Raw genomic sequence first — 18,678 nt, forward strand, 5'->3', positions numbered from 1 at the left:
CCTGTGCGGGCATGCCGGCGCCCGGGCCGTGGTGCGGGAGGCCGTCCGGCGCGGTGGCGCCGGGAGCCTGCGGCGCGGCCGGCGACGGCGGCGGCGTGGCGGGTGCGGTCCGGGGCGGGCCGCCGGCGACGAGGACGTCGTCCGGTGCGGGCCGGGCAGGTTCGGACTCCGGAGAAGGGTCGTCCTGATCAGCGCTCACAAGCCATAAGGATGCCCGACGATGCGAGCGGCCGGACCGGAAACCGTGCATCGCCGGGCATAACACCACATCGGCCAGGGCGGCCGGCCTCCGCGCCGCCCGCCCCGACCTGCGGGCTCACTCGCTGTCGAGCCCGCTCTGCAGCGAGGCGACCTCCGACGGAGTGGCGCCGATCACCTTGTACTGCGCGTGCTTGTAGAAGGTGCCGCCGGTGGACTTGGCCCAGCTCTGCCACGCCGCGGTCGCGATCCGGCAGCTCGCCCACACCGAGCTCGAGTCGTTCATCGTGATGGTGTCGGTGCAGTTGCCGAGGTCCTTGCCGGTCAGCGTGCCGGCGGTGATGTTGAACCGGACGTCGACCGTCACCGGGGTGGACGCCCCGTACGGCGGGCGGATCTTGGCCTCGACCGTGCAGCCGGAGTTGCTGTTGCAGCCGCCCTTCTTCCACTCGTCGACCGACGGGCGCGCCGACGCGTCGAACGAGTTCTTCAGGTCGCCCATGCTGGTCCGCATGGTGGAGATGACCGTGGACGCCTCGGACGAGGACTTCGGCGTCACGTCCAGCGCCACCCGCGGCGTCGTCGCCTCGTAGCGCAGCAGCTGCGCGTCGTCGGCGTCGGTGATGTAGAGCGTCGAGGTGAAGGTGGTGAACTTCAGCGCCTTCTTGCCGGCCCAGGTCGTCTTCAGCGGCTTGACCTTGGCGGTCGCGGCGGCGCGCAGCTTGGCCGCGAGCGCGGTCGGCGACAGCTCCTGCTTGAAGTCGATGTCGAGCTTGTCGGCGCTCAGCCGGCCCCACTGCTGCCCGCTGCCGAGGTAGTACGGCGTGCCCTCGGTGCTCTCGATCTGGTCGCGCCAGTACGAGGCGTCGGCCTTCAGGAACAGCTTGCCGTCGGCCGACAGCAGCGTGACGCTGTCGCTGTTCCAGGTGACCGGGCCGGTCGCGCGGCCGCCCTTGGTCACGTCGAGCTGGCCCTCGATGTTGTCGGCGCCGCCGCCGAAGTCGCCCTTCAGCCCGACGACGCGCTCGGCGGCCATGGAGTCGGCCGCGGCCTTCAGCTTCTCCTCGGGCGACTTGCCGCCGCCGTTGGCCGCCACCACGAACACGACGACGCCGATGAGGAGGATCACCACGACCGCGCCGCCGACGAGCGCCGCGATCAGCGGGCCGCTGCTGCGCTTGGGCGGCGGCATGCCGGGACCCATCGGCCCGGTGGGGCCGGGGGGCGGCGGGAAGAACGGCGGCGGCGTGCCGGGGCCGCCGGGACCGCCATACCCGCCGGGCGGCGGCGCGCCGGGACCGCCCGGAGCGCCCGGAATGCCCTGGCCACCCGGGTAGCCGGGGCCGCCCGGACCAGGGGAAGCGCCGGGCCCCGCAGGCGGCGGCGGAGGCGGCCAGGAGGCACCACCCGGGTTCTCCCAGCCCGGGTTCGGCGGAGGGTTGCTCATCCGGTCACGTCCTTCCAGGTCAACTGACCCCAATGCATTCCCTAGTGTGCAGCAAAACGATGGCATTGTGATCCACCGAGGTGGAGGTACGACGCCACACTCCGCACGCCCCTTTCGGGGATACTTGCTTGGACGCGGACGGGAGGGTGGCGGTGCATAACTATTTCGACTCATATGTCGCGCTTGCCGCGCTGGTGATCGCCGGCGGCGGCATCGTCGGCGGCGGCCTCGCCGCGAACCGGATGCTCCGTCCGCACCGCCCGACTGTGGAGAAGCTCACCACCTACGAGTGCGGCGTCGACCCGGTCGGCGACGGCTGGGCGCACTCCTACATCCGCTACTACGTCTTCGCCTACCTGTACGTCGTCTTCGCGGTGGACGCCGTGTTCCTCTTCCCCTGGGCGACGGTCTTCTCCGCCCCCGGCTACGGCGCCACCACGCTCGGCGAGATGTTCGTCTTCCTGGGCTTCCTCGCCGTCGGGCTCCTCTACGCGGGCCGCAAGGGCGTCCTGTCCTGGCTCTGAGCCGCCGGCCGTGCCCTCTCTGAACCTCCGGCCGTGCCCGCTCTGAGCCGGCGGCTCGGCGCCCGAGGCCTCCGGCAGGGCCCGTCCGGGCTGTAACAATGCATGCGTGGGCACCATCGATCTCCCGCCGCCGAGCGTCGGACCGCTGTCGCGGCTCGCCCCCAAGCCGGTCAAGTTCGTGCTCAACTGGGGCCGCCGCTACTCGCTGTGGGTCTTCAACTTCGGCCTGGCCTGCTGCGCGATCGAGTTCATCGCCACCTCGATGAGCAGGCACGACTTCATCCGGCTCGGCGTCATCCCGTTCGCGCCCGGCCCCCGCCAGGCCGACCTGATGGTCGTGTCCGGCACCGTCAGCGACAAGATGGCGCCCGCCGTCCGCCGGCTGTACGAGCAGATGCCCGAGCCGAAGTACGTGATCTCGTTCGGCGCCTGCTCCAACTGCGGCGGCCCGTACTGGGACTCTTACTGCGTCACCAAGGGCGTCGACCAGATCATCCCGGTGGACGTGTACGTGCCGGGCTGCCCGCCGCGCCCCGAGGCGCTGCTGCAGGGCATCGTCCACCTCCAGGAGAAGATCGCCGCCGAGTCGCTCGGCGACCGCTACGACGGCGGCGACCCGATGAGCCCGCCGCCCGCGCCGCGGCCGTTCTCGGCCACCGTCCTGCGCCGCCCCCTCCAGCCGCCGCCCGCCGAGCCCCCCGCGCCGGAAGAGCCATCCGCGTCCGAAGAGCCATCTGCGCCGGACGAGCCGTCCGCTTCGGATACGACGCGTCCCGTTCCGCCGCCGGTCGACGCGCCCGCGCCCGCGCCGGACGCCGAACCGCGGGCCGCCGACGAGACACGCCCGCTTCCGCCCGCCGAGCCGCCGACCGTCCCGGCGCCCGAGACCGAGGCCGCGGCGGTGCGTCCGGACGACGAGACGCGCCCCGTACCGCCCGTCGAACCGCAAGTCGATGCGCCGCCCGCCGAGGGCGACACCAGGCCGCTGCCCGCCGCCGAACCGGAACCGGAACCGGAGCCCGGCATGGCCCGGCCCGACGACGAGACGCGGCCGATCCCGGCCACCGAGCACGAGCCCGCCGCCGAACCGCAGCGGCGGCGCCGGGACGAGCACGACCCGTCGATCATCCCGGGGCTCGCCGACGACGGGAACGACGACGAGATCGGGCGGGACCGGTGAGCGCCCCCGCGGAGCTCGCCGCCGCCTGGACGGACCGGTTCGGCGACGGCGTGACGACCGAGGAGACCGCCGGCGGGCTGTCCGTCGGCGTGCCGGCCGACCGCTGGGTGGAGGCGCTCACCTTCGCCCGCGACGACCTGGCCTGCGGTTTCTTCGACTGGCTGACCGGCGTGGACGAGCTCGACGAGGGGTTCGCCGTCGTCGTCCACGTCTACTCGCTGGAGCGGCGCCACCACCTCCTCGTCCGGACGCGGGTGCCGCGGGACGCGCCGTCGCTGCCGACCGCGACCGGCGTCTTCCGGGGCGCGGCGTGGCACGAGCGGGAGACGGCCGAGATGTTCGGCATCGGGTTCGAGGGGCACCCGAACCTCGTCCCGCTGCTGCTGCCGGACGGGTTCGAGGGGCATCCGCTGCGCAAGGACTTCGTGCTGGCGGCGCGGGTCGCGAAGCCGTGGCCGGGCGCGAAGGAGCCCGGCGAGTCCGGGCACGGCGCGCCGAGCCGCCGCCGCGTCCGCCCGCCCGGCGTGCCCGACGAGGGCCCGTGGGCGGAGGTGGCCGAGCGCCGCCGGACCGCGGGCCGCCCGCCGCAGGAGCCGGACGAGCCGGACGCGCGGCGCCCGCCGCGGGAGCGGGGCCCGGATGCTTGAGATCATCGGGAAGCTGGTGCTGGTCGCGGCGGCGTTCGCGCTGCTGCCGCTGCTGGTCGGGCAGGCCGAGCACAAGGTGATGGCGCACATGCAGGGCCGCCTCGGCCCCATGTACGCGGGCGGTTTCCACGGCTGGGCGCAGCTCGTCGCGGACGGCGTGAAGTTCGCGCAGAAGGAGGACGTGGTCCCGCGCGACGCCGACCGGTGGGTGTTCAAGCTGGCGCCGGGCGTCGCGCTCGTCCCGTACCTGCTGGTGCTGATCGTGGTGCCGGTCGGGCCGGGCGGGCAGGTCGCGCTGGACCTCGGCGTCGGGGTGTTCTTCGCGCTCGCGGTGATGGGCATCGGCGTGATCGGCGCGATCATGGCGGGCTGGGCGAGCGCGAACAAGTACGCGCTGCTCGGCGGGATCCGGGTCGCCGCGCAACTGATGTCCTACGAGCTGCCGATGGTGTTCGCGGCGTCGTCGGTGGCGATGGCGGCGGGCACGCTGTCGCTGCAGGGCATCGTCGGCGAATGGCGCTGGTGGTGGCTGCCGTGGCAGGCGATCGGCGCGGTGGTGTTCTTCGTCGCGGGCCTCGCCGAGCTGCGCCGCCCGCCGTTCGACATGCCGGTCGCCGACTCGGAGATCATCTTCGGCCCGTACACCGAGTACGGCGGGCTGCGGTTCGCGCTGTTCATCCTGGCGGAGTACGCCGGGATCGTGGTGCTGTGCGCGCTGACGGCCGTGCTGTTCCTCGGCGGCTGGAAGGGCCCGTTCCTGGACACCGAGCTGGGCTGGCTCTGGACGCTGCTCAAGGTCGCCGTGCTGGCGTTCTGCGTGATCTGGCTGAGGGTCAGCTACCCGCGCATGCGCGAGGACCAGCTGCAGAAACTCGCGTGGGCGTGGCTCGTGCCGCTGTCGCTGGCGCAGCTCGCGCTGACCGGCGTCCTCAAGGTCGCCTTCGCCTGACCTCCGTTCTCCGTCCGGGAACCGTCGGGTCACCCGCCCGCGCCGGCCGTCAGCCGTCGCCGTTCTCCAGGTCGTTCGCCCCGATATGGAGGGGCTCGACCCACTCCTCGCCCCAGTCGTCGAGGTAGGTGTGGTCCTCCATGAGGTCGTCGGAAGCCCAGCGGACGCGCACCCGTCCGGCCCGCAGCACCGGCTCCCGGAGGGGCGGCGCCGCGGCGGCGACGGCGTCCCAGTCGAGGTCGAGCCGCTCGACCGCCACCCCGCCGTGGGACGCCGGCGCCTTCCCCGCCTCGGCGTCCTCCAGGATCCGGTCGAGGCGCGAGCCCGCGTCGGCGTCCCCGGCCTCGCTCCGTTCGTGCAGGTCGAGGACGTGCGCCAGCAGTGGCAGCGCGCGGGCCTCGTCGAAGTCGTAGGGGTCCATGACCCGGTCGAGGACGTCCCACAGGTCGTCGTCCCGCCGCTGCGCGGCGATGGTCTCCGCAAGCGCCTCGTCGCACCGCGCGTCGCCCGTCCGCAGGTAAGGGCGCAGGTCGACGCCCTCGACGATCACGCCCTCCTGGACGACCCACAGGTGCAGGAGCGCGCCGCACCGCATCACGAGGTTGGAGTCGGCGCCGCGGCCGTCGTAGTGGCCGGCGAAGGCGGCGGCGAGGTCGGCGACGGACGTGCCGACGAAGATGTCGCCCTGGGGGGCGCCTCCGGAGCCCATCGAGAACTCCAACAGGCAGCAGCTGTGGGCCGCGCCCTCTTCCTCCTGGTCGAGGTCGTCGAGGTCGTCGGGTGCGGCGGGGGCGGGATCGGGCACGGTGGCCTCCGGAGGCGGGGAGCGGCAGCCGTCCCTTTCTAGCGCACCGGGCCGACAGCGGATCGGGATCGGCGGAAGATCAGGGAAGGAAGATCGTGTACTCGGAGAGCTGCGGCATGATCGCGGGCGGCAGATCGCAGTCCACGGCCATCTCCTCGACGGACACGAACGTGCCGTGCTCGTCCCGGTGCGCGACGACCCGCTCGGCCAGCTCCTCCGTCATCCCCGGCAGCGCCGCGATGATCTCCACCGGGGCGTGGTTGGCGTCGACGAGGCCGCCGTCGTCGTAGGCGCGCGGGACGTCGGGGCGGCCGATTCGCAGCTCGTGCGCGAGGGCCGGGTCGTCGGCCGCGATCGCGCGGGCGTCGGCGCGCAGGTTCCGCCGGTACTTGGCGTACTCGACGGCGTTCTCGTTGTTGTGGCTGCGCGGGACCTCGCGGGGGTACACCTGACGCCGGACGGCGAACGCGTGCGCCGTGCCCGCGGGCCACAGCGTCAGCAGCAGGATCGTGCCGAGCGCGATCAGCAGGATGTTCCCGCTGCTCAGCGCGGCGAGCACCGTCACCAGGCCGACCCCGTAGCCGGCCGCGGCGGCCCCGTGGTTCCACGAGCCGCGCTTGACGGCGGCGTAGAGGAACGTCACGGGCGTCGCGAACCCGAGCGTGAGGAACGGCATGATCGCCCACAGCACGCCGTTCGGCTCCGCGGGCGGCGGCGGGAGCGGCGGCACGGGACGCAGCGGCGGCAGCGGATACCCCCCGGAACCCCAGGTCGGGGACGCGTCCGGCCGTCCTGGCGGCGGGACGGGACGCGCCGGCGGGACGGGACGCGCTGGCGGCACCGGACGCGGCACGGAAGGCGGGCGGGGCGCGGAAGGCGGTCGGGGTGCGGAGGGAGACGGCGGCGCGGCCGGATGGGGCGGGACGGCGGCCGGGCGCGGCGGAACGGGCGGACGCGGCGGCAGCGAGGAGCCGCGCGGCGGCGTGAAACCGTCCGGCTTGGTGGTGCGATGGACCGGCATACCGCCCGGCGGCGTCCCCTGTACGGGCGTCCCGCCCGGCGGTGTGGCGCCCGAAGGCGTGGAGGACTGCGGGCGGGCGTGGTCGGCTCCGTGGTCGTACTGTCCGTCCGCATGGTGGCTCACATGTCCTCCTTGCCCGCAGGCGTACAGGAGCGCGGGCCGCGGGTGCCCGCGTATCGTCCGACGAACGCCGAACCCGCCGCGTTCCACCGCGGCGTTTCGTACGCAATCATGTTGCGCGTGGGACGGTTGCCAGGAGGTGGGCTGGCCAAGGGGCTGGCCGTCACGTTGCGGACTATGACGCGGCGCTCCATCACGCGTCAATACCCCGAGGTGCAGCCCGATCTGCCCCCGCGCAGCCGGGGGGTGATCGCGCTCTTCGAGGAGAACTGCACCGTGTGCATGCTCTGCGCGCGCGAGTGTCCCGACTGGTGCATCTACATCGACTCGCACAAGGAGACCGTCCCCGCCGAGGGCGGGGGGCGGCCCCGCGTCCACAACGTCCTCGACCGGTTCGCGATCGACTTCGCCCTCTGCATGTACTGCGGGATCTGCATCGAGGTGTGCCCGTTCGACGCGCTGTTCTGGTCGCCGGAGTTCGAGTACTCCGAGTACGACATCGCGGAGCTGACCCACGAGAAGGAGCGGCTGCGGGAGTGGATGTGGACGGTCCCGCCGCCGCAGGCCCACGACCCGGCGGCCGAGCCGCCGAAGGAGGTCGCGGCGGCGGAGAAGGCGGCGGCGCGGGCCGCGCGGCGCCCGCCGCCCGACCGTCCGGGAGGCGGGCCGTGAGCGGCCAGGAGATCGTCTTCACGCTGCTCGGGGTGGTGGCCGTCGGCGCCGGGATCATGGTGGTGACGACGCGGCGGCTCGTCCACGCGGCGCTGTGGCTGGTGCTGTCGTTCGGCGCGCTCGCGGGCGGCTACCTGGTGCTGACCGCGGAGTTCGTCGCGTGGGTGCAGGTGCTGATCTACGTCGGCGCGGTCGTCGTGCTGCTGCTGTTCGGGATCATGCTGACCCGCGCGCCGATCGGCGACTCCGCCGACCTCGACTCCGGCAACCGGTGGGCCGCCGCGGCGGTCGCCGTCGCCACCGCCGCGCTCCTGGTCACCGTCATGGTCATGGGGTTCCGGGACGAGAGGATGCCGCTGCGCGCGGGCGGCGGGTCGGCGAGCGAGCTCGGCGCGAGCGTGTTCCGCACGTGGGTGCTGCCGTTCGAGGTGCTGTCGGTGCTGCTGCTGGCCTCGCTGGTCGGCGCGATCGTCCTGTCCCGCACCGACATAGGCCCCCGGCTCCCCGGCAGGCGGAAGGGACGCGGCTGATGCATCTGGCCTACCCGACCGTCGTCGCGGCGCTGCTGTTCTCCGTCGGCGTCTACGGGGTGCTCGCGCGGCGCAACGCCATCCTCGTCCTGATGTCGGTCGAGCTGATGCTGAACGCGGTGAACCTGAACCTCGTCACGTTCGACATGCGGTTCCGCGACCGGCTGCACGGCGGGCAGGTGCTCACCCTGTTCACGATCGTGATCGCGGCGGCGGAGGTCGGGCTCGGCCTCGCGATCGTCCTGCTGGTGTACCGGAACCGGCGGATGGTCGACGTCGACCGGCTCCGGGAGCTGGCCGAATCCGACGACGCGCCGGACGAGGAGACCGGGTCCGAACCCGGCACCGAGCCCGGCGCCGAGCCGGTCGAGGAGGCGGCGCCGTGATCTGGCTCGCGTCCCTGGCGATCCTGCTGCCGTTCCTCGCCGCGTTCGGCGGGATGCTGGGCGGCCCCGCGCTCGGGCGGCTGCTCGGGCGGCTGCTCGGCGGACGGTCGGCGCGGCGCGACGGCCCCGCGCTGATCGCCTGCGCGCCGGTCGCCGTCTCGCTGGTCCTGGCGGCGGTCGTCGCGTTCGTCGTCTGGCAGGACCCCGGCGAGCGGACGGGCACGCTGACGGTGATCGACACCGGGTCCGTGCCGATCCGGGTCGGGCTGCAGGTGGACGGCCTGTCCGCGGTCGTCGCGCTGATGGTCTGCTGCGTCGCGCTCGCCGTCCAGGTGTACTCGGTCGCCTACATGGACGGCGACCGGCGCTACTCGTCGTACGCCGCGTTCATCTCGCTGTTCACCGCCGCGATGCTGCTCGTGGTGTTCGCCGGCGACCTCCTCGTCCTGTACGCCGGCTGGGAGGTCATGGGCATCTGCTCGTACTTCCTGATCGGCCACCACTGGGAGGAGCGGGCGAACTCCCGCGCGGCCGTCAAGGCGTTCCTGGTGACGCGGCTGGGCGACGTCGGGTTCCTCATCGGGATCATCGTGCTCGGGCTCGGCGCGCGGACGTTCGAGATCCACGGCGTCCTGACCCGGGTCTGGACGATGCCGGACGCGACGCTCACCGCCGCCGCGCTGCTGCTGCTCGCCGGCGTCGCGGGCAAGAGCGCCCAGTTCCCGCTGCACACCTGGCTCCCGGACGCGATGGCGGGCCCCACGCCGATCAGCGCGCTGATCCACGCCGCGACGATGGTCGCGGCCGGCATGTACGTCGTCGCGCGGCTGTACGGGGCGTTCGCCGCCGCGCCGGGAGCGCTGGCCGTCCTCGGCGTCATCGCGGTGATCTCGATGGTCGGCGCGGCGCTCGCGGCCCTCGCCCAGGACGACCTGAAACGCGTCCTCGCCTACTCGACGATCAGCCAGCTCGCCGTGATGGGGGCCGCGCTCGCGGTCGGCGCGAAGTCCGCGGCGATCTTCCACCTGCTGACGCATGGGGCGTTCAAGGCGCTGTTGTTCCTCGCCGCCGGCTGCGTGATCGCGACCACCGGGTCCGCGCTGCTGGCGCACCACGGCGGGCTCCGGCGCGGCATGCCGGTCACGTTCTGGTCGATGACGGTGGGGTTCGCGGCGCTCGCGGGCGTCCCGCCGTTCAGCGGCTGGTTCAGCAAGGACTCCGTCATCGAGGCCGCCCAGCACGCCGCCCTGCACGGCGGCGAGACGACCAAGGCGGGCTGGTTCGCCTACGCCCCGCTGAACAGCGGTCCCGTGGCCGGTGAGGTCACCATGACCCATTCCTTCGGCCTCTACCAGGACCAGCCTCATTGGAGGACGCTGCCTTCCGGGGTGGCGTGGCTGGTCTACCTCGGGCTGCTGCTGACGGTCGCGCTGACGGCGGCGTACGCGATGCGGGCCTGGCTGATGGCGTTCTTCGGGGAGCCGCGCGGGACGTACGAGATCCGCGAGCCGTCGAGGATCATGTCGTGGACGGTCGCGGCGCTGGCCGTCCCGGCGGCGATCCTCGGGTTCTTCGGGCTGGGAGCGGGCGAGCTGCGGCCGCACATCGGCCCGGCGCTGCTCGGCATCGCGCTCCTGATCGTCGGCGGCGGCGCGGTGTTCCTGCTCTGGAACCGCGACCCGGCGTCCGACCCGTCGGGGGCCCTCGGGCCGGCGCGCAGGGTGTTGGCACGGGGCTTCTACGTGGACGAGCTGTACGCGATGGCGGTCGTCCGGCCCGTCCGGGCTCTCGCGCGCGGGGTCGTGCGGTTCGACCGGCGCGGCGTCGACGCGGCCGTCGTCGGGGCCGGGCGGGGCGCGCGGCGGCTCGGCGGGCTGCTGCGCATCCCGCAGAACGGCAACCCGCAGACGTACCTGACGGGCCTGCTCGCGGGCGTCGTCGTCATCACGGCCCTGGTGGTGATCTTCCGGTGATCTTCCTGTGGATGATGGCGATCCCGCTGTTCGGGGCGCTGGCGATGCTCGTCCCGGCGGACCGGTTCCTGCGCACCGGGTTCGCCGTCCGGGCGTTCGGGACGGGCGTGTCCGCCGCGACGCTGCTCGTCGCGGTGTCCGCGATGACCGCGTTCGACTTCGGCGACACGTCCCGGACGCAGCTCCAGGCGGACTGGGCGTGGGCGCCCGCGATCGGGCTGCGGTTCCACCTCGGCGCCGACGGGATCTCGCTGCCGCTGGTCGTGCTGACCGCGCTGCTGACGTTCCTGTGCTTCCTGTACACGCTGCGGCATCCCCCGGCGGGCGGGCGGATCCGGCTGCTGACCGCGCTGCTGCTCGTCCTCGAGATCGGGCTGATCGGCACGTTCACCGCCCTCGACCTCGTGCTGTTCTTCGTGTTCTTCGAGACCGTCCTGATCCCCATGTACGTGGTGATCATGCTGTGGGGCGGGGACGGGCGGCGCGCCGCCGCGGCCAAGTTCATCCTGTACACGCTGCTCGGATCGGGGCTGCTGCTCGCCGGGATGCTGCTGGTCGCCGTCAACGCGGGCACGCTCGACATGGTCCAGCTGGCCGCGCGGCACGGCTCCGGCGTCTCCCGCGGCGTCCAGATCACCGCGTTCGCGCTGATGGCGATCGGGTTCGCGGTGAAGGCGCCGATGTGGCCGCTGCACACCTGGCTGCCGGACGCGCACACCGAGGCGCCGACCGTCGGGTCCGTGCTGCTGGCCGGGGTGCTGCTGAAGATGGGCACCTACGGGCTCGTCCGCGTGGCGCTGCCGCTCGCCCCGGACGGCGCGCAGGTGTGGGCGCCGTGGCTGGGACTCCTCGCCGTCATCGGGATCATCTACGGGGCGCTCGCCTGCCTCGCCCAGCGCGACCTCAAACGGATGATCGCCTACTCGTCCGTCGGGCACATGGGGTTCGTCCTGCTCGGCATCGCGACGCTCACCCCCGTCGGGATCAACGCGGCGCTGTTCGGCAACATCGCGCACGGCCTGATCACCGGGCTGCTGTTCTTCCTGGCCGGAGCGGTGAAGGACCGCTGGGGCACCACCGACATGGACGCGATCGGCGGCGGCATGCTCGGCACGTCGCCCCGGCTGGCGTCCGTGCTGACGTTCGCGTCCGTCGCCTCGCTCGGGCTGCCCGGCCTCGCCGGGTTCTGGGGCGAGATGCTGGCGATGGTCGGCGCGTACCGCCCGCACGCCGACCTCCCGCGCGCCGCGTTCGTCACGTTCATGGCGGTCGCCGGGATCGGCGCGCTGCTCACCGCCGGCTACTTCCTGCGCATGCTCGCCAAGATCACGCACGGGACGCGGCCGGCCGCCGCGGCGGCCCCGGGAGCCGTGGTGTCCGCCCAGGAGTACGCCGCCTGGGTGCCGCTGATCGCGCTCACCCTGCTCGTCGGGCTGTGGCCGAAGACCCTGCTGGACGTGACCGCCGCGCCGGTCCGCGCGCTGTTCGGAGGCGGCTGATGATCCAGGGCATCGACTACGCGGCGATCGCGCCGCCGCTGATCGTCGCCGCCGCCGCGCTCGCGCTGCTGCTCGCCGACGCGTTCGACGCCCCGCGCCGCGTCCTCGGCCTGGCCTGCGGCGGGTCCCTCGGCGCCGCGCTGGTCGCGGTGATCGCGCTCGCGCCCGGCGACCGGCGCGCCACCTTCTGCGTGCCCGCCTCGCTGCGCGGCGGCGGCCCCCGCTCCTGCTCCTACGTCACCGACGACTTCACCCTGCTGTTCCAGGGCATCGTGCTCGCCGCGGCCCTCGTCGTCGTGCTGCTGTCCCTCCAGGAGATCACCGACGCGGAGATCCCGGCGGGGGAGTACCACTTCCTGCTGCTGTGCGCGGTGATCGGCGCCCTGACGCTCGTCGCCGCCCGCGACCTCGTCCTGCTGCTGGTCGCGCTGGAGACGCTGTCGCTGCCGGTGTTCGCCCTCGTCGGGCTCCGCCGCTACGACGGGCGGGCGTCCGAGGCCGCGCTCAAGCTGTTCCTCGTCTCCGTCGTCTCCACGGCGATCATGCTGTTCGGCATCTCGCTGGTCTACGGGACGACCGGCGCCATGCACCTCGACCGGATCGCGCCCGCCCTCGACCGCGTCCCGTCCGACCTGGACCCGGTCGCCGCCGTCGGCGCCGTCCTCGTCCTCGCCGGGTTCGCGTTCAAGGTCGCCGCCGTCCCGTTCCACTTCTGGGCCCCCGACGTGTACAACGGCGCGCCGCTGCCCGTCGCCGCGTTCCTGTCCGTCGTGTCGAAGGCCGCCGGATTCGCCGGGCTCGCGATCGTCCTCGCCCTCGGGCTGCCCGCGTACGGGCACGTGTGGGGACCGGTGATCGGCGTCCTCGCGGCGCTCACCATGACGCTCGGCAACCTCGTCGCGCTCCGCCAGCGGACCGCGATCCGGCTGCTCGCCTGGTCGTCCGTCGCCCAGTCCGGGTACATGCTCGCGCCCCTGTCGGTCGGGTCCCACCGCCTCCCCGAGGCCGTCGCCGCGACCACCGCGTACGTCGCCCTTTACGCCGTCATGAACCTCGGCGCGTTCACCGTCGTCATCGGGTTCGCGCGGCGCGGCCTCCGCGGCGCCCGCCCCCACCGCGACACCCTGGACGGCTTCCGCGGCCTCGCCCACCGCAGCCCCGCCACCGCGACCGCCCTCGCGTTCTTCCTCATCTGCCTCGCCGGCCTCCCGCCCGGCGTCATGGGGCTGTTCGCGAAGGTCGTGGTGTTCCGCTCCACCGTCGCCGGCGGCGTCACCTGGCTCGCCGTGATCATGGCGATCAACACCGTCATCGGCCTGTACTACTACCTCGCCTGGGCCGTCCGGCTCTTCACCCCGCCCGTCCGCCCCTTCACCGACCCGCTGCCCGGATGGCCCGTCCGCGCCGCCCTCGCCGCCACCGCCGCCGGCGCGGTCGTGCTCTCGATCGCCCCCCAGATCGTCCTCCAGACCGTCTCCGCCGCGACCTAGCCTGGAAGGGGACGCACCGGCCCCGGGAACGTTGGGGCTGGTCACACCGTTGTCGTTCATGTCGGGCCTGGACGGGGAGGCGGCGAAGAGTGCGGTTCAACGGCGTCAAGACGGCGGCACTGATCGCTGCGCTGTCGGCACTGATGCTCGCGATCGGCTGGGCGTTCGGCGGCACCGCCGGCCTCACCATCGCGCTGGTCATCGCCCTCGGCACCAACGGCGTCGCCTACGTCTTCTCCGACCGGATCGCGCTGCGCTCCATGCGCGCCCACCCCGTCGGCGAGGTCGAGGCGCCCGTCCTCTACCGGCTCGTCCGCGAGCTGTCCACCACCGCCCGCCAGCCCATGCCGCGGCTGTACGTCTCCGAGACCCGCCAGCCGAACGCGTTCGCCACCGGCCGCAACCCGCGCAACGCCGCCGTCTGCTGCACCCGCGGCATCCTCCGCATGCTGGACGAGCGGGAACTGCGCGCCGTCCTCGGCCACGAGCTCTCGCACGTCTACAACCGCGACATCCTGATCTCCTCCGTCGCCGCCGCCATCGCCACCGTGATCACCTACCTGTCGCACCTGGCGATCTTCCTGCCGATCGGCCGGGCGGACGACGACGACGGCCCCGGGGTCCTCGGCGCCCTGCTCATGCTGGTGCTCGGCCCCGTCGCCGCCGCCGTCGTGCAGATGGCGATCAGCCGCACCCGCGAGTTCGCCGCCGACTCCGCCGGCGCCCGCCTCACCGGCGACCCGCTCGCCCTCGCGTCCGCCCTCCGCAAGATCGAGGCGGGCACCCAGGCGATGCCGCTGCCGCAGGACCCCGAGCTCGCCACCACCAGCGCCCTGATGATCGCCAACCCGTTCCGCGGCGCCGGCATCGGCAAGCTGTTCTCCACCCACCCGCCGACCGCCGAGCGCATCGCCCGCCTCGAACGGATGGCGGACCGCCCCTAGAGCGCCGTAAGGATCACCGGGCCGTCCCCGGTGATCGCGATCGTGTGCTCGAAATGCGCGGCCCGGCTGCCGTCCGCCGTCGCGATCGACCAGCCGTCCGCCAGCGTGTGCGCCTCGTCCGACCCGCCCTCGTGGAGCATCGGCTCGATCGCGATCGTCAGGCCCTCGCGCAGCGGCATCCCCTTGCCGGCCCGGCCCACGTTCGGCACCGGCGGGTCCTCGTGCATCTCCGTCCCGATGCCGTGCCCGCCGCAGCCCTGCATGATCCCGTAGCCGGCCTCGCGCGCCGTCCGCTCGACCGCGTTCGCGATGTCGCCCATCCGGTTCCCCGGCACGGCCGCCGCGATCGCCCGCTCCAGCGCCGTCCGCGTCACGTCCAGCAGCCGCTGCCCGGACTCGTCCCCGGTCCCGACGAAGAACGACACGGCCGCGTCCCCGCAGTACCCGCCGAGCGTCGCCCCGCAGTCCACCGAGACCAGGTCCCCGTCCTTCAGCACCCGCCTGCCCGGAATGCCGTGCACGACCACGTCATTGACCGACACGCAGATGTTCGCCGGATACGGCACGGGCGCCCAGCTCGGCTTGTAGTGCAGGAACGGCGACGTCGCGCCGTGCTCCTTCAAGATCCGCCCGGCCACCGCGTCCAGCTCCGCCACCGGCAGGCCGGGCTCCGCCGCCTCCCGCGTCCCCGCCAGGATCCGGGCCACGACCCGTCCGGCCTCCCGCATGCGCTCCCACTCCCGTGGGCTTCGGTACGTCACCATGGCGAAGATAGTAATACCAGTATTAGTATGCTTCCATGGTCCGCACGCCACTCACCGACGAGCAGCGCGACCGGGGCCGCGCCCTCGGCCAGGTCCTCCGCGCCGCCCGCGGCCCCCGCAGCGCCGCCGCCGTCGCCCACGACGCCGGCATCTCCCTCGACACCCTCCGCAAGATCGAGCGCGGCGCCATCGCCGCCCCCGCCTTCTTCACCGTCGCGTCCCTGGCCCGCGTCCTGGACCTCGACCTGACCGCCCTCGCCGCCCGCCTCGAACCGTTCTGCGAACCGGAGCGAACCGACGAGCCCGCCGCCGCGTCATAAACCACGAGAGCGCGCCGGCCGCCTCTGCGGGGGAGGCGGCCGGCGCGCTCTCGCCGCGTCTACCGGTAATTCACAAACTGGAGGGCGACGTCCAGGTCCTTGCCCTTCAGCAACGCGATGACCTGCTGCAGATCGTCCTTCTTCTTCGAGCTCACCCGCAGCTCGTCCCCCTGGACCTGGGCCTTGATCCCCTTCGGCCCCTCGTCCCGGACGATCTTGCCGATCTTCTTCGCGTCCTCCTGGGAGATGCCCTCCTTCAGCCCGACGCCCAGCTTGTAGACCTTCCCCGACAACCTGGGCTCGCCCGGGTCGATCGCCTTCAGCGAGATGCCCCGCTTGACCAGCTTGTCCTTCAGCACGTCGAGCACGGCGTTCGCCCGCTCCTCGGTGTTCGCCTGGATCTCGATGCTCTCCCCGGACCACTTGATCCCCGCGTCCACGTTCCGGAAGTCGAACCGGTTGGCCACCTCCTTGGCGGCCTGGTTCAGAGCGTTGTCGACCTCCTGCCGGTCGAGCTTCGAGACGATGTCAAACGAGCTGTCGGCCATCGCGCACACTTCCCCTCAGCAGCACCTTCGCGGTCCTGAGAGCGTATCGACTCCCGCCCCGCCCCCGCCGCTCCGCACCGCCCGCCTCCGATGTCACGACCACTCGCCGCGTCCGCTATTCTTTCCAGTGCCGTCGCGAGAGCGACGCCACGGCGGGTTGCCCGAGTGGCCAATGGGAGCGGACTGTAAATCCGTCGGCTTAGCCTACGCAGGTTCGAACCCTGCACCCGCCACACCACAAAGAACGGCCCCTGACCAGGCAAGTCTTGGTCAGGGGCCGTTCTCGTGTTGTCCGGCTGTCTCTGATCGTTTATGGCCCTCTACGGCCGTCTGTGCCGAATACGTGCCGAAGTTCTAGGGGCTCTTTGGCCTGGTCGCTTCGCTGATTCGGCGTTTGGCGTCCTCCTCCTGACCGGCCACGCACTTGGCGTAGACGCGCAGCAGGACGGCCACGCTGTGCCCCGCCCACTCGGCGACCTGAGCGGGAGGCACGCCCGCTCCGAGCCACGTCGACACGGCCGCGTGCCGCAGGGCGTACGGCGTCTCAGCCAACGGCGAGGCCGCCTCACGAGGCGTCAGTGCCTTCTCTCGTGCCTTACGCCAGGCCCCGAGGTACGTCCGATCGGTCATGATCCCGCCGCGCGGCCCGACGAACAGCCGGCCCCCGGCCGGGATGTTGAACTCCTTGATGTGGTGGCGCAGCAGCGTCACGAGTTCCGGGTGGATCGGCACGGACCGGGTCTCGCCGGGCGCCCGATGCTTGAGGGGCTGCCTGTCCCGCGGCTTGCCGCTATCCGTCCACCGGGAGCCGCTCCGCGGTTCGGCATGGGTCAGCCTCATCTCTCCCCAGCCGTCATCCGGCAGGCTCACCAGGGCCTCACGCCGCAGGTCCACCGCTTCCTCAGGACGCAGCGCGGCGTAGTACAGGACCGCGAAGAACGCGACCATGCGCTCACCGCGCTTGCCCTGGCTACGGACGCCGTCGAGGAGCCGCCGCGCCTGGTCCGGATTGGCGACCACCCGAAGATCAAGCGTCTGCGCCACTCGCGGCCGCGTCCACTTGATCAGCGTCAGCGGGTTGACCGGCAAAAGGCGCTGCTCACACGCGTACTCCATGGCGTTGTTGAACGTCGCCCGCTTGCGCGTCGCCGTGCTCCCCGCCGCCGGCGAACCGTCCTGTCGACGGCTCAGCCGGTCGAGGACCTGACGCGCGAGCTGCGGCCCCTGCCTGTCCGGCGCAAGGTCGTTCATGTCCACCGTGTTCCGCTCCAGCCAGCGGACGGCCGACGCCAGGTGTTCGGGCGGCTCGGTTTCGCCGTTCTGCAGGCGCGCGCTGTACGCCCAGGTCCGTAGAGCCTCACGCAGCAGCGGCGCGGCCGGAGCCCCCTTGCCCGTGGTCAGCAGGGCCTCAGTCGCGTCCGTGAGCGCTTCGGCGATGCCCCGCCGATGGTTGGGCGATGCATACGGCCATTTGACCGAGCAGTAGTCGAGGGAGAAGGCGAACCAGGTGGTTGCGTCCTCCTCACGCTTCCAGGACAGAGGACGGCCGGTCCTGACCCCGGCCACGTCCGCAGAGCAGCCCCACCCACCACGACGACGACCCGCCGCCCCTCGTCCCGAAGCAGCGAAGCCAACCCCTCACCCTCGCCGCCCGACTCAGCCGCGGTAGCGAACCCACTCGTCCACAACAGCCGAGGCAGAACCACCGCCCCAAACGCCCGGACAACCCGAGCCCCCTGCGTCCACTCGACGCCAGCCCCAGGCCGGAACGAAACCCCCGCATCAACCCGAGGAGCCGCCGTCTCCTCATACGCCGCACGCACCAGTTCGGCGAGCCGCTCGGACTCTTCCGGGTCAAGCTCCAGGGCACCGAACAACCGGGCTACCACATTCGGGTTGGAGACCCGCCGCCCCGTCTCCACCCGAGACACCGTCGGCTGAGGTACCCCGGCCCGTGAGGCCAGGCCAACACCGGACAACCCAGCAGCCAGCCGCAGCCGCCGCAACTCCTGCCCGATCTCCCGCAGCCGCTCAGCACCCATGACCGAGCGTTCTACCACCCGCACGCGCACCCTGCAGCCACAGCAAGGCAGAGCTGGAGCGTTCACACCCATGGAGGTGATTGAGGAGCTCAATCTCAGCGGCCCCCGCCAGATGCTCTGACAACGGGCTTGCTTCGGCCCGAAGCAGGAGCTGCCGCTCACTCAACATCTCGAGCCAGGTGAACGTCCAATCGATCGTGAGCGACACCAGCCCCACCATGCCCAGCCCTAGCGATGCCCCAGGACTGCGGGACTTCAAGTTGCGGATCTTGTCGGGGATGCGCGGCAACGCCCCTATGGTCGAGGGCGCTCTCCGCAACCTCGGCGCAGGGCAGGCCGACATGATCGCGGCCCGTGAACGCACCGAACACGTCTTCCTGCCCGCCGGCCGCTACGGGAACGCCGCCGCTCTGCTCGGGCCCCCCGCTGACATCGCAGACCATTCAGCCGACCCCAGCTAACGTCGCCGACGATGCGTCGCTGACGAAGGTCACCTACGAGCTTCCTCTGTGGCCAGGCCTGGTCTTCTACCTGGTCGGCAGGCCCGGCCTCCCCGTGGCCCACGACTTCGGGTTCGCCCGTTCACCCCAGGCGCCACACACCCTCCCTGACGAGTACA

The 18,678-nt window shown here is 72.5% G+C and carries 18 protein-coding genes, 1 tRNA gene and 2 pseudogenes; 13 read left to right on the forward strand and 8 right to left on the reverse strand.

Features of this window, described 5'->3' with window-relative positions; translation table 11 throughout:
* A pseudogene (locus F9B16_RS52455) lies at positions 1-199 on the reverse strand (hypothetical protein); the annotation flags it as partial.
* Positions 200-316: 117 nt separating this feature from the next.
* Positions 317-1,390 (reverse strand): hypothetical protein, encoded by a 1,074-nt coding sequence (locus tag F9B16_RS06185; RefSeq protein ID WP_225991407.1) that lies wholly within the window; start codon positions 1,388-1,390, stop codon positions 317-319.
* 407 nt (positions 1,391-1,797) lie between these two features.
* Between F9B16_RS06185 and F9B16_RS06190 the strand changes: the two genes are divergently transcribed.
* The 4 genes from F9B16_RS06190 to F9B16_RS06205 all read left to right on the forward strand — a co-directional run bounded on the left by F9B16_RS06190 (position 1,798) and on the right by F9B16_RS06205 (position 4,945).
* On the forward strand, positions 1,798-2,169 hold the full coding sequence (locus tag F9B16_RS06190) for an NADH-quinone oxidoreductase subunit A (protein WP_225991408.1): 372 nt from the start codon (positions 1,798-1,800) through the stop codon (positions 2,167-2,169).
* A gap of 106 nt (positions 2,170-2,275) precedes the next feature.
* A complete protein-coding gene (gene nuoB, locus F9B16_RS54355; protein WP_151538947.1) occupies positions 2,276-3,349 on the forward strand; it encodes an NADH-quinone oxidoreductase subunit B in 1,074 nt (357 codons plus the stop codon).
* Entirely contained in the window at positions 3,346-3,996 is a 651-nt protein-coding gene (locus F9B16_RS06200; RefSeq protein ID WP_151538949.1) for an NADH-quinone oxidoreductase subunit C, read from the forward strand. The genes nuoB and F9B16_RS06200 overlap by 4 nt, the downstream gene beginning before the upstream one ends.
* Entirely contained in the window at positions 3,989-4,945 is a 957-nt protein-coding gene (locus tag F9B16_RS06205) for a complex I subunit 1/NuoH family protein (RefSeq protein ID WP_151538951.1), read from the forward strand. Before F9B16_RS06200 ends, F9B16_RS06205 begins: the two co-directional genes overlap by 8 nt.
* Before the next feature lie 49 nt (positions 4,946-4,994).
* On the opposite strand, the gene F9B16_RS06210 is transcribed toward F9B16_RS06205, so the two are convergent.
* Positions 4,995-5,750: a hypothetical protein gene (locus F9B16_RS06210; protein WP_151538953.1), complete on the reverse strand. Its 756-nt coding sequence runs from the start codon at positions 5,748-5,750 to the stop codon at positions 4,995-4,997.
* A gap of 79 nt (positions 5,751-5,829) precedes the next feature.
* On the reverse strand, positions 5,830-6,480 hold the full coding sequence (locus F9B16_RS06215) for a ComEA family DNA-binding protein (protein WP_225991409.1): 651 nt from the start codon (positions 6,478-6,480) through the stop codon (positions 5,830-5,832).
* Between the two features lie 588 nt (positions 6,481-7,068).
* Between F9B16_RS06215 and F9B16_RS06220 the strand changes: the two genes are divergently transcribed.
* From F9B16_RS06220 to htpX, 7 genes are all read left to right on the forward strand, one after another.
* Positions 7,069-7,563, forward strand: a complete 495-nt coding sequence (locus F9B16_RS06220) for a 4Fe-4S binding protein (RefSeq protein ID WP_225991410.1) — start codon at positions 7,069-7,071, stop codon at positions 7,561-7,563.
* A 56-nt stretch (positions 7,564-7,619) separates the two neighbouring features.
* A complete protein-coding gene (locus tag F9B16_RS06225; RefSeq protein ID WP_404800477.1) occupies positions 7,620-8,093 on the forward strand; it encodes an NADH-quinone oxidoreductase subunit J family protein in 474 nt (157 codons plus the stop codon).
* Positions 8,093-8,479, forward strand: coding sequence for an NADH-quinone oxidoreductase subunit NuoK (gene nuoK, locus F9B16_RS06230; protein ID WP_151538959.1), 387 nt, complete (start codon positions 8,093-8,095; stop codon positions 8,477-8,479). The genes F9B16_RS06225 and nuoK overlap by 1 nt, the downstream gene beginning before the upstream one ends.
* Entirely contained in the window at positions 8,476-10,452 is a 1,977-nt protein-coding gene (locus F9B16_RS06235; RefSeq protein WP_318839216.1) for an NADH-quinone oxidoreductase subunit 5 family protein, read from the forward strand. Before nuoK ends, F9B16_RS06235 begins: the two co-directional genes overlap by 4 nt.
* Positions 10,449-11,951: a complex I subunit 4 family protein gene (locus F9B16_RS06240; protein WP_318839217.1), complete on the forward strand. Its 1,503-nt coding sequence runs from the start codon at positions 10,449-10,451 to the stop codon at positions 11,949-11,951. The genes F9B16_RS06235 and F9B16_RS06240 overlap by 4 nt, the downstream gene beginning before the upstream one ends.
* Positions 11,951-13,441: an NADH-quinone oxidoreductase subunit N gene (locus F9B16_RS06245; RefSeq protein WP_151538961.1), complete on the forward strand. Its 1,491-nt coding sequence runs from the start codon at positions 11,951-11,953 to the stop codon at positions 13,439-13,441. The genes F9B16_RS06240 and F9B16_RS06245 overlap by 1 nt, the downstream gene beginning before the upstream one ends.
* 89 nt (positions 13,442-13,530) lie before the next feature.
* Positions 13,531-14,385 carry a zinc metalloprotease HtpX gene (htpX, locus tag F9B16_RS06250; RefSeq protein ID WP_151538963.1) on the forward strand — a complete coding sequence of 285 codons (855 nt, stop codon included), beginning with the start codon at positions 13,531-13,533 and terminating at the stop codon, positions 14,383-14,385.
* On the opposite strand, the gene map is transcribed toward htpX, so the two are convergent.
* Positions 14,382-15,149 (reverse strand): type I methionyl aminopeptidase, encoded by a 768-nt coding sequence (map, locus tag F9B16_RS06255; protein ID WP_151538965.1) that lies wholly within the window; start codon positions 15,147-15,149, stop codon positions 14,382-14,384. The two genes, htpX and map, sit on opposite strands and share 4 nt — an antisense overlap.
* Before the next feature lie 35 nt (positions 15,150-15,184).
* On the opposite strand from map, the gene F9B16_RS06260 reads away from it, so the two are divergent.
* Complete coding sequence (locus F9B16_RS06260) at positions 15,185-15,469, forward strand: helix-turn-helix domain-containing protein (RefSeq protein WP_151538967.1); 285 nt, start codon at positions 15,185-15,187, stop codon at positions 15,467-15,469.
* 59 nt (positions 15,470-15,528) lie between these two features.
* Here the strand turns inward: F9B16_RS06260 and F9B16_RS06265 are convergent, their stop codons facing one another.
* A complete protein-coding gene (locus F9B16_RS06265; RefSeq protein ID WP_151538969.1) occupies positions 15,529-16,017 on the reverse strand; it encodes a YajQ family cyclic di-GMP-binding protein in 489 nt (162 codons plus the stop codon).
* A gap of 151 nt (positions 16,018-16,168) precedes the next feature.
* On the opposite strand from F9B16_RS06265, the gene F9B16_RS06270 reads away from it, so the two are divergent.
* Positions 16,169-16,250, forward strand: a tRNA-Tyr gene (locus F9B16_RS06270).
* Between the two features lie 121 nt (positions 16,251-16,371).
* On the opposite strand, the gene F9B16_RS52470 is transcribed toward F9B16_RS06270, so the two are convergent.
* Entirely contained in the window at positions 16,372-17,583 is a 1,212-nt protein-coding gene (locus F9B16_RS52470) for a tyrosine-type recombinase/integrase (protein WP_225991411.1), read from the reverse strand.
* A 278-nt stretch (positions 17,584-17,861) separates the two neighbouring features.
* A pseudogene (locus F9B16_RS52475) lies at positions 17,862-18,131 on the reverse strand (helix-turn-helix domain-containing protein); the annotation flags it as partial.
* Positions 18,132-18,678 lie beyond the last annotated feature (547 nt).

Source organism: Actinomadura montaniterrae, assembly GCF_008923365.1.
In the GTDB taxonomy this organism is placed as follows: domain Bacteria; phylum Actinomycetota; class Actinomycetes; order Streptosporangiales; family Streptosporangiaceae; genus Spirillospora; species Spirillospora montaniterrae.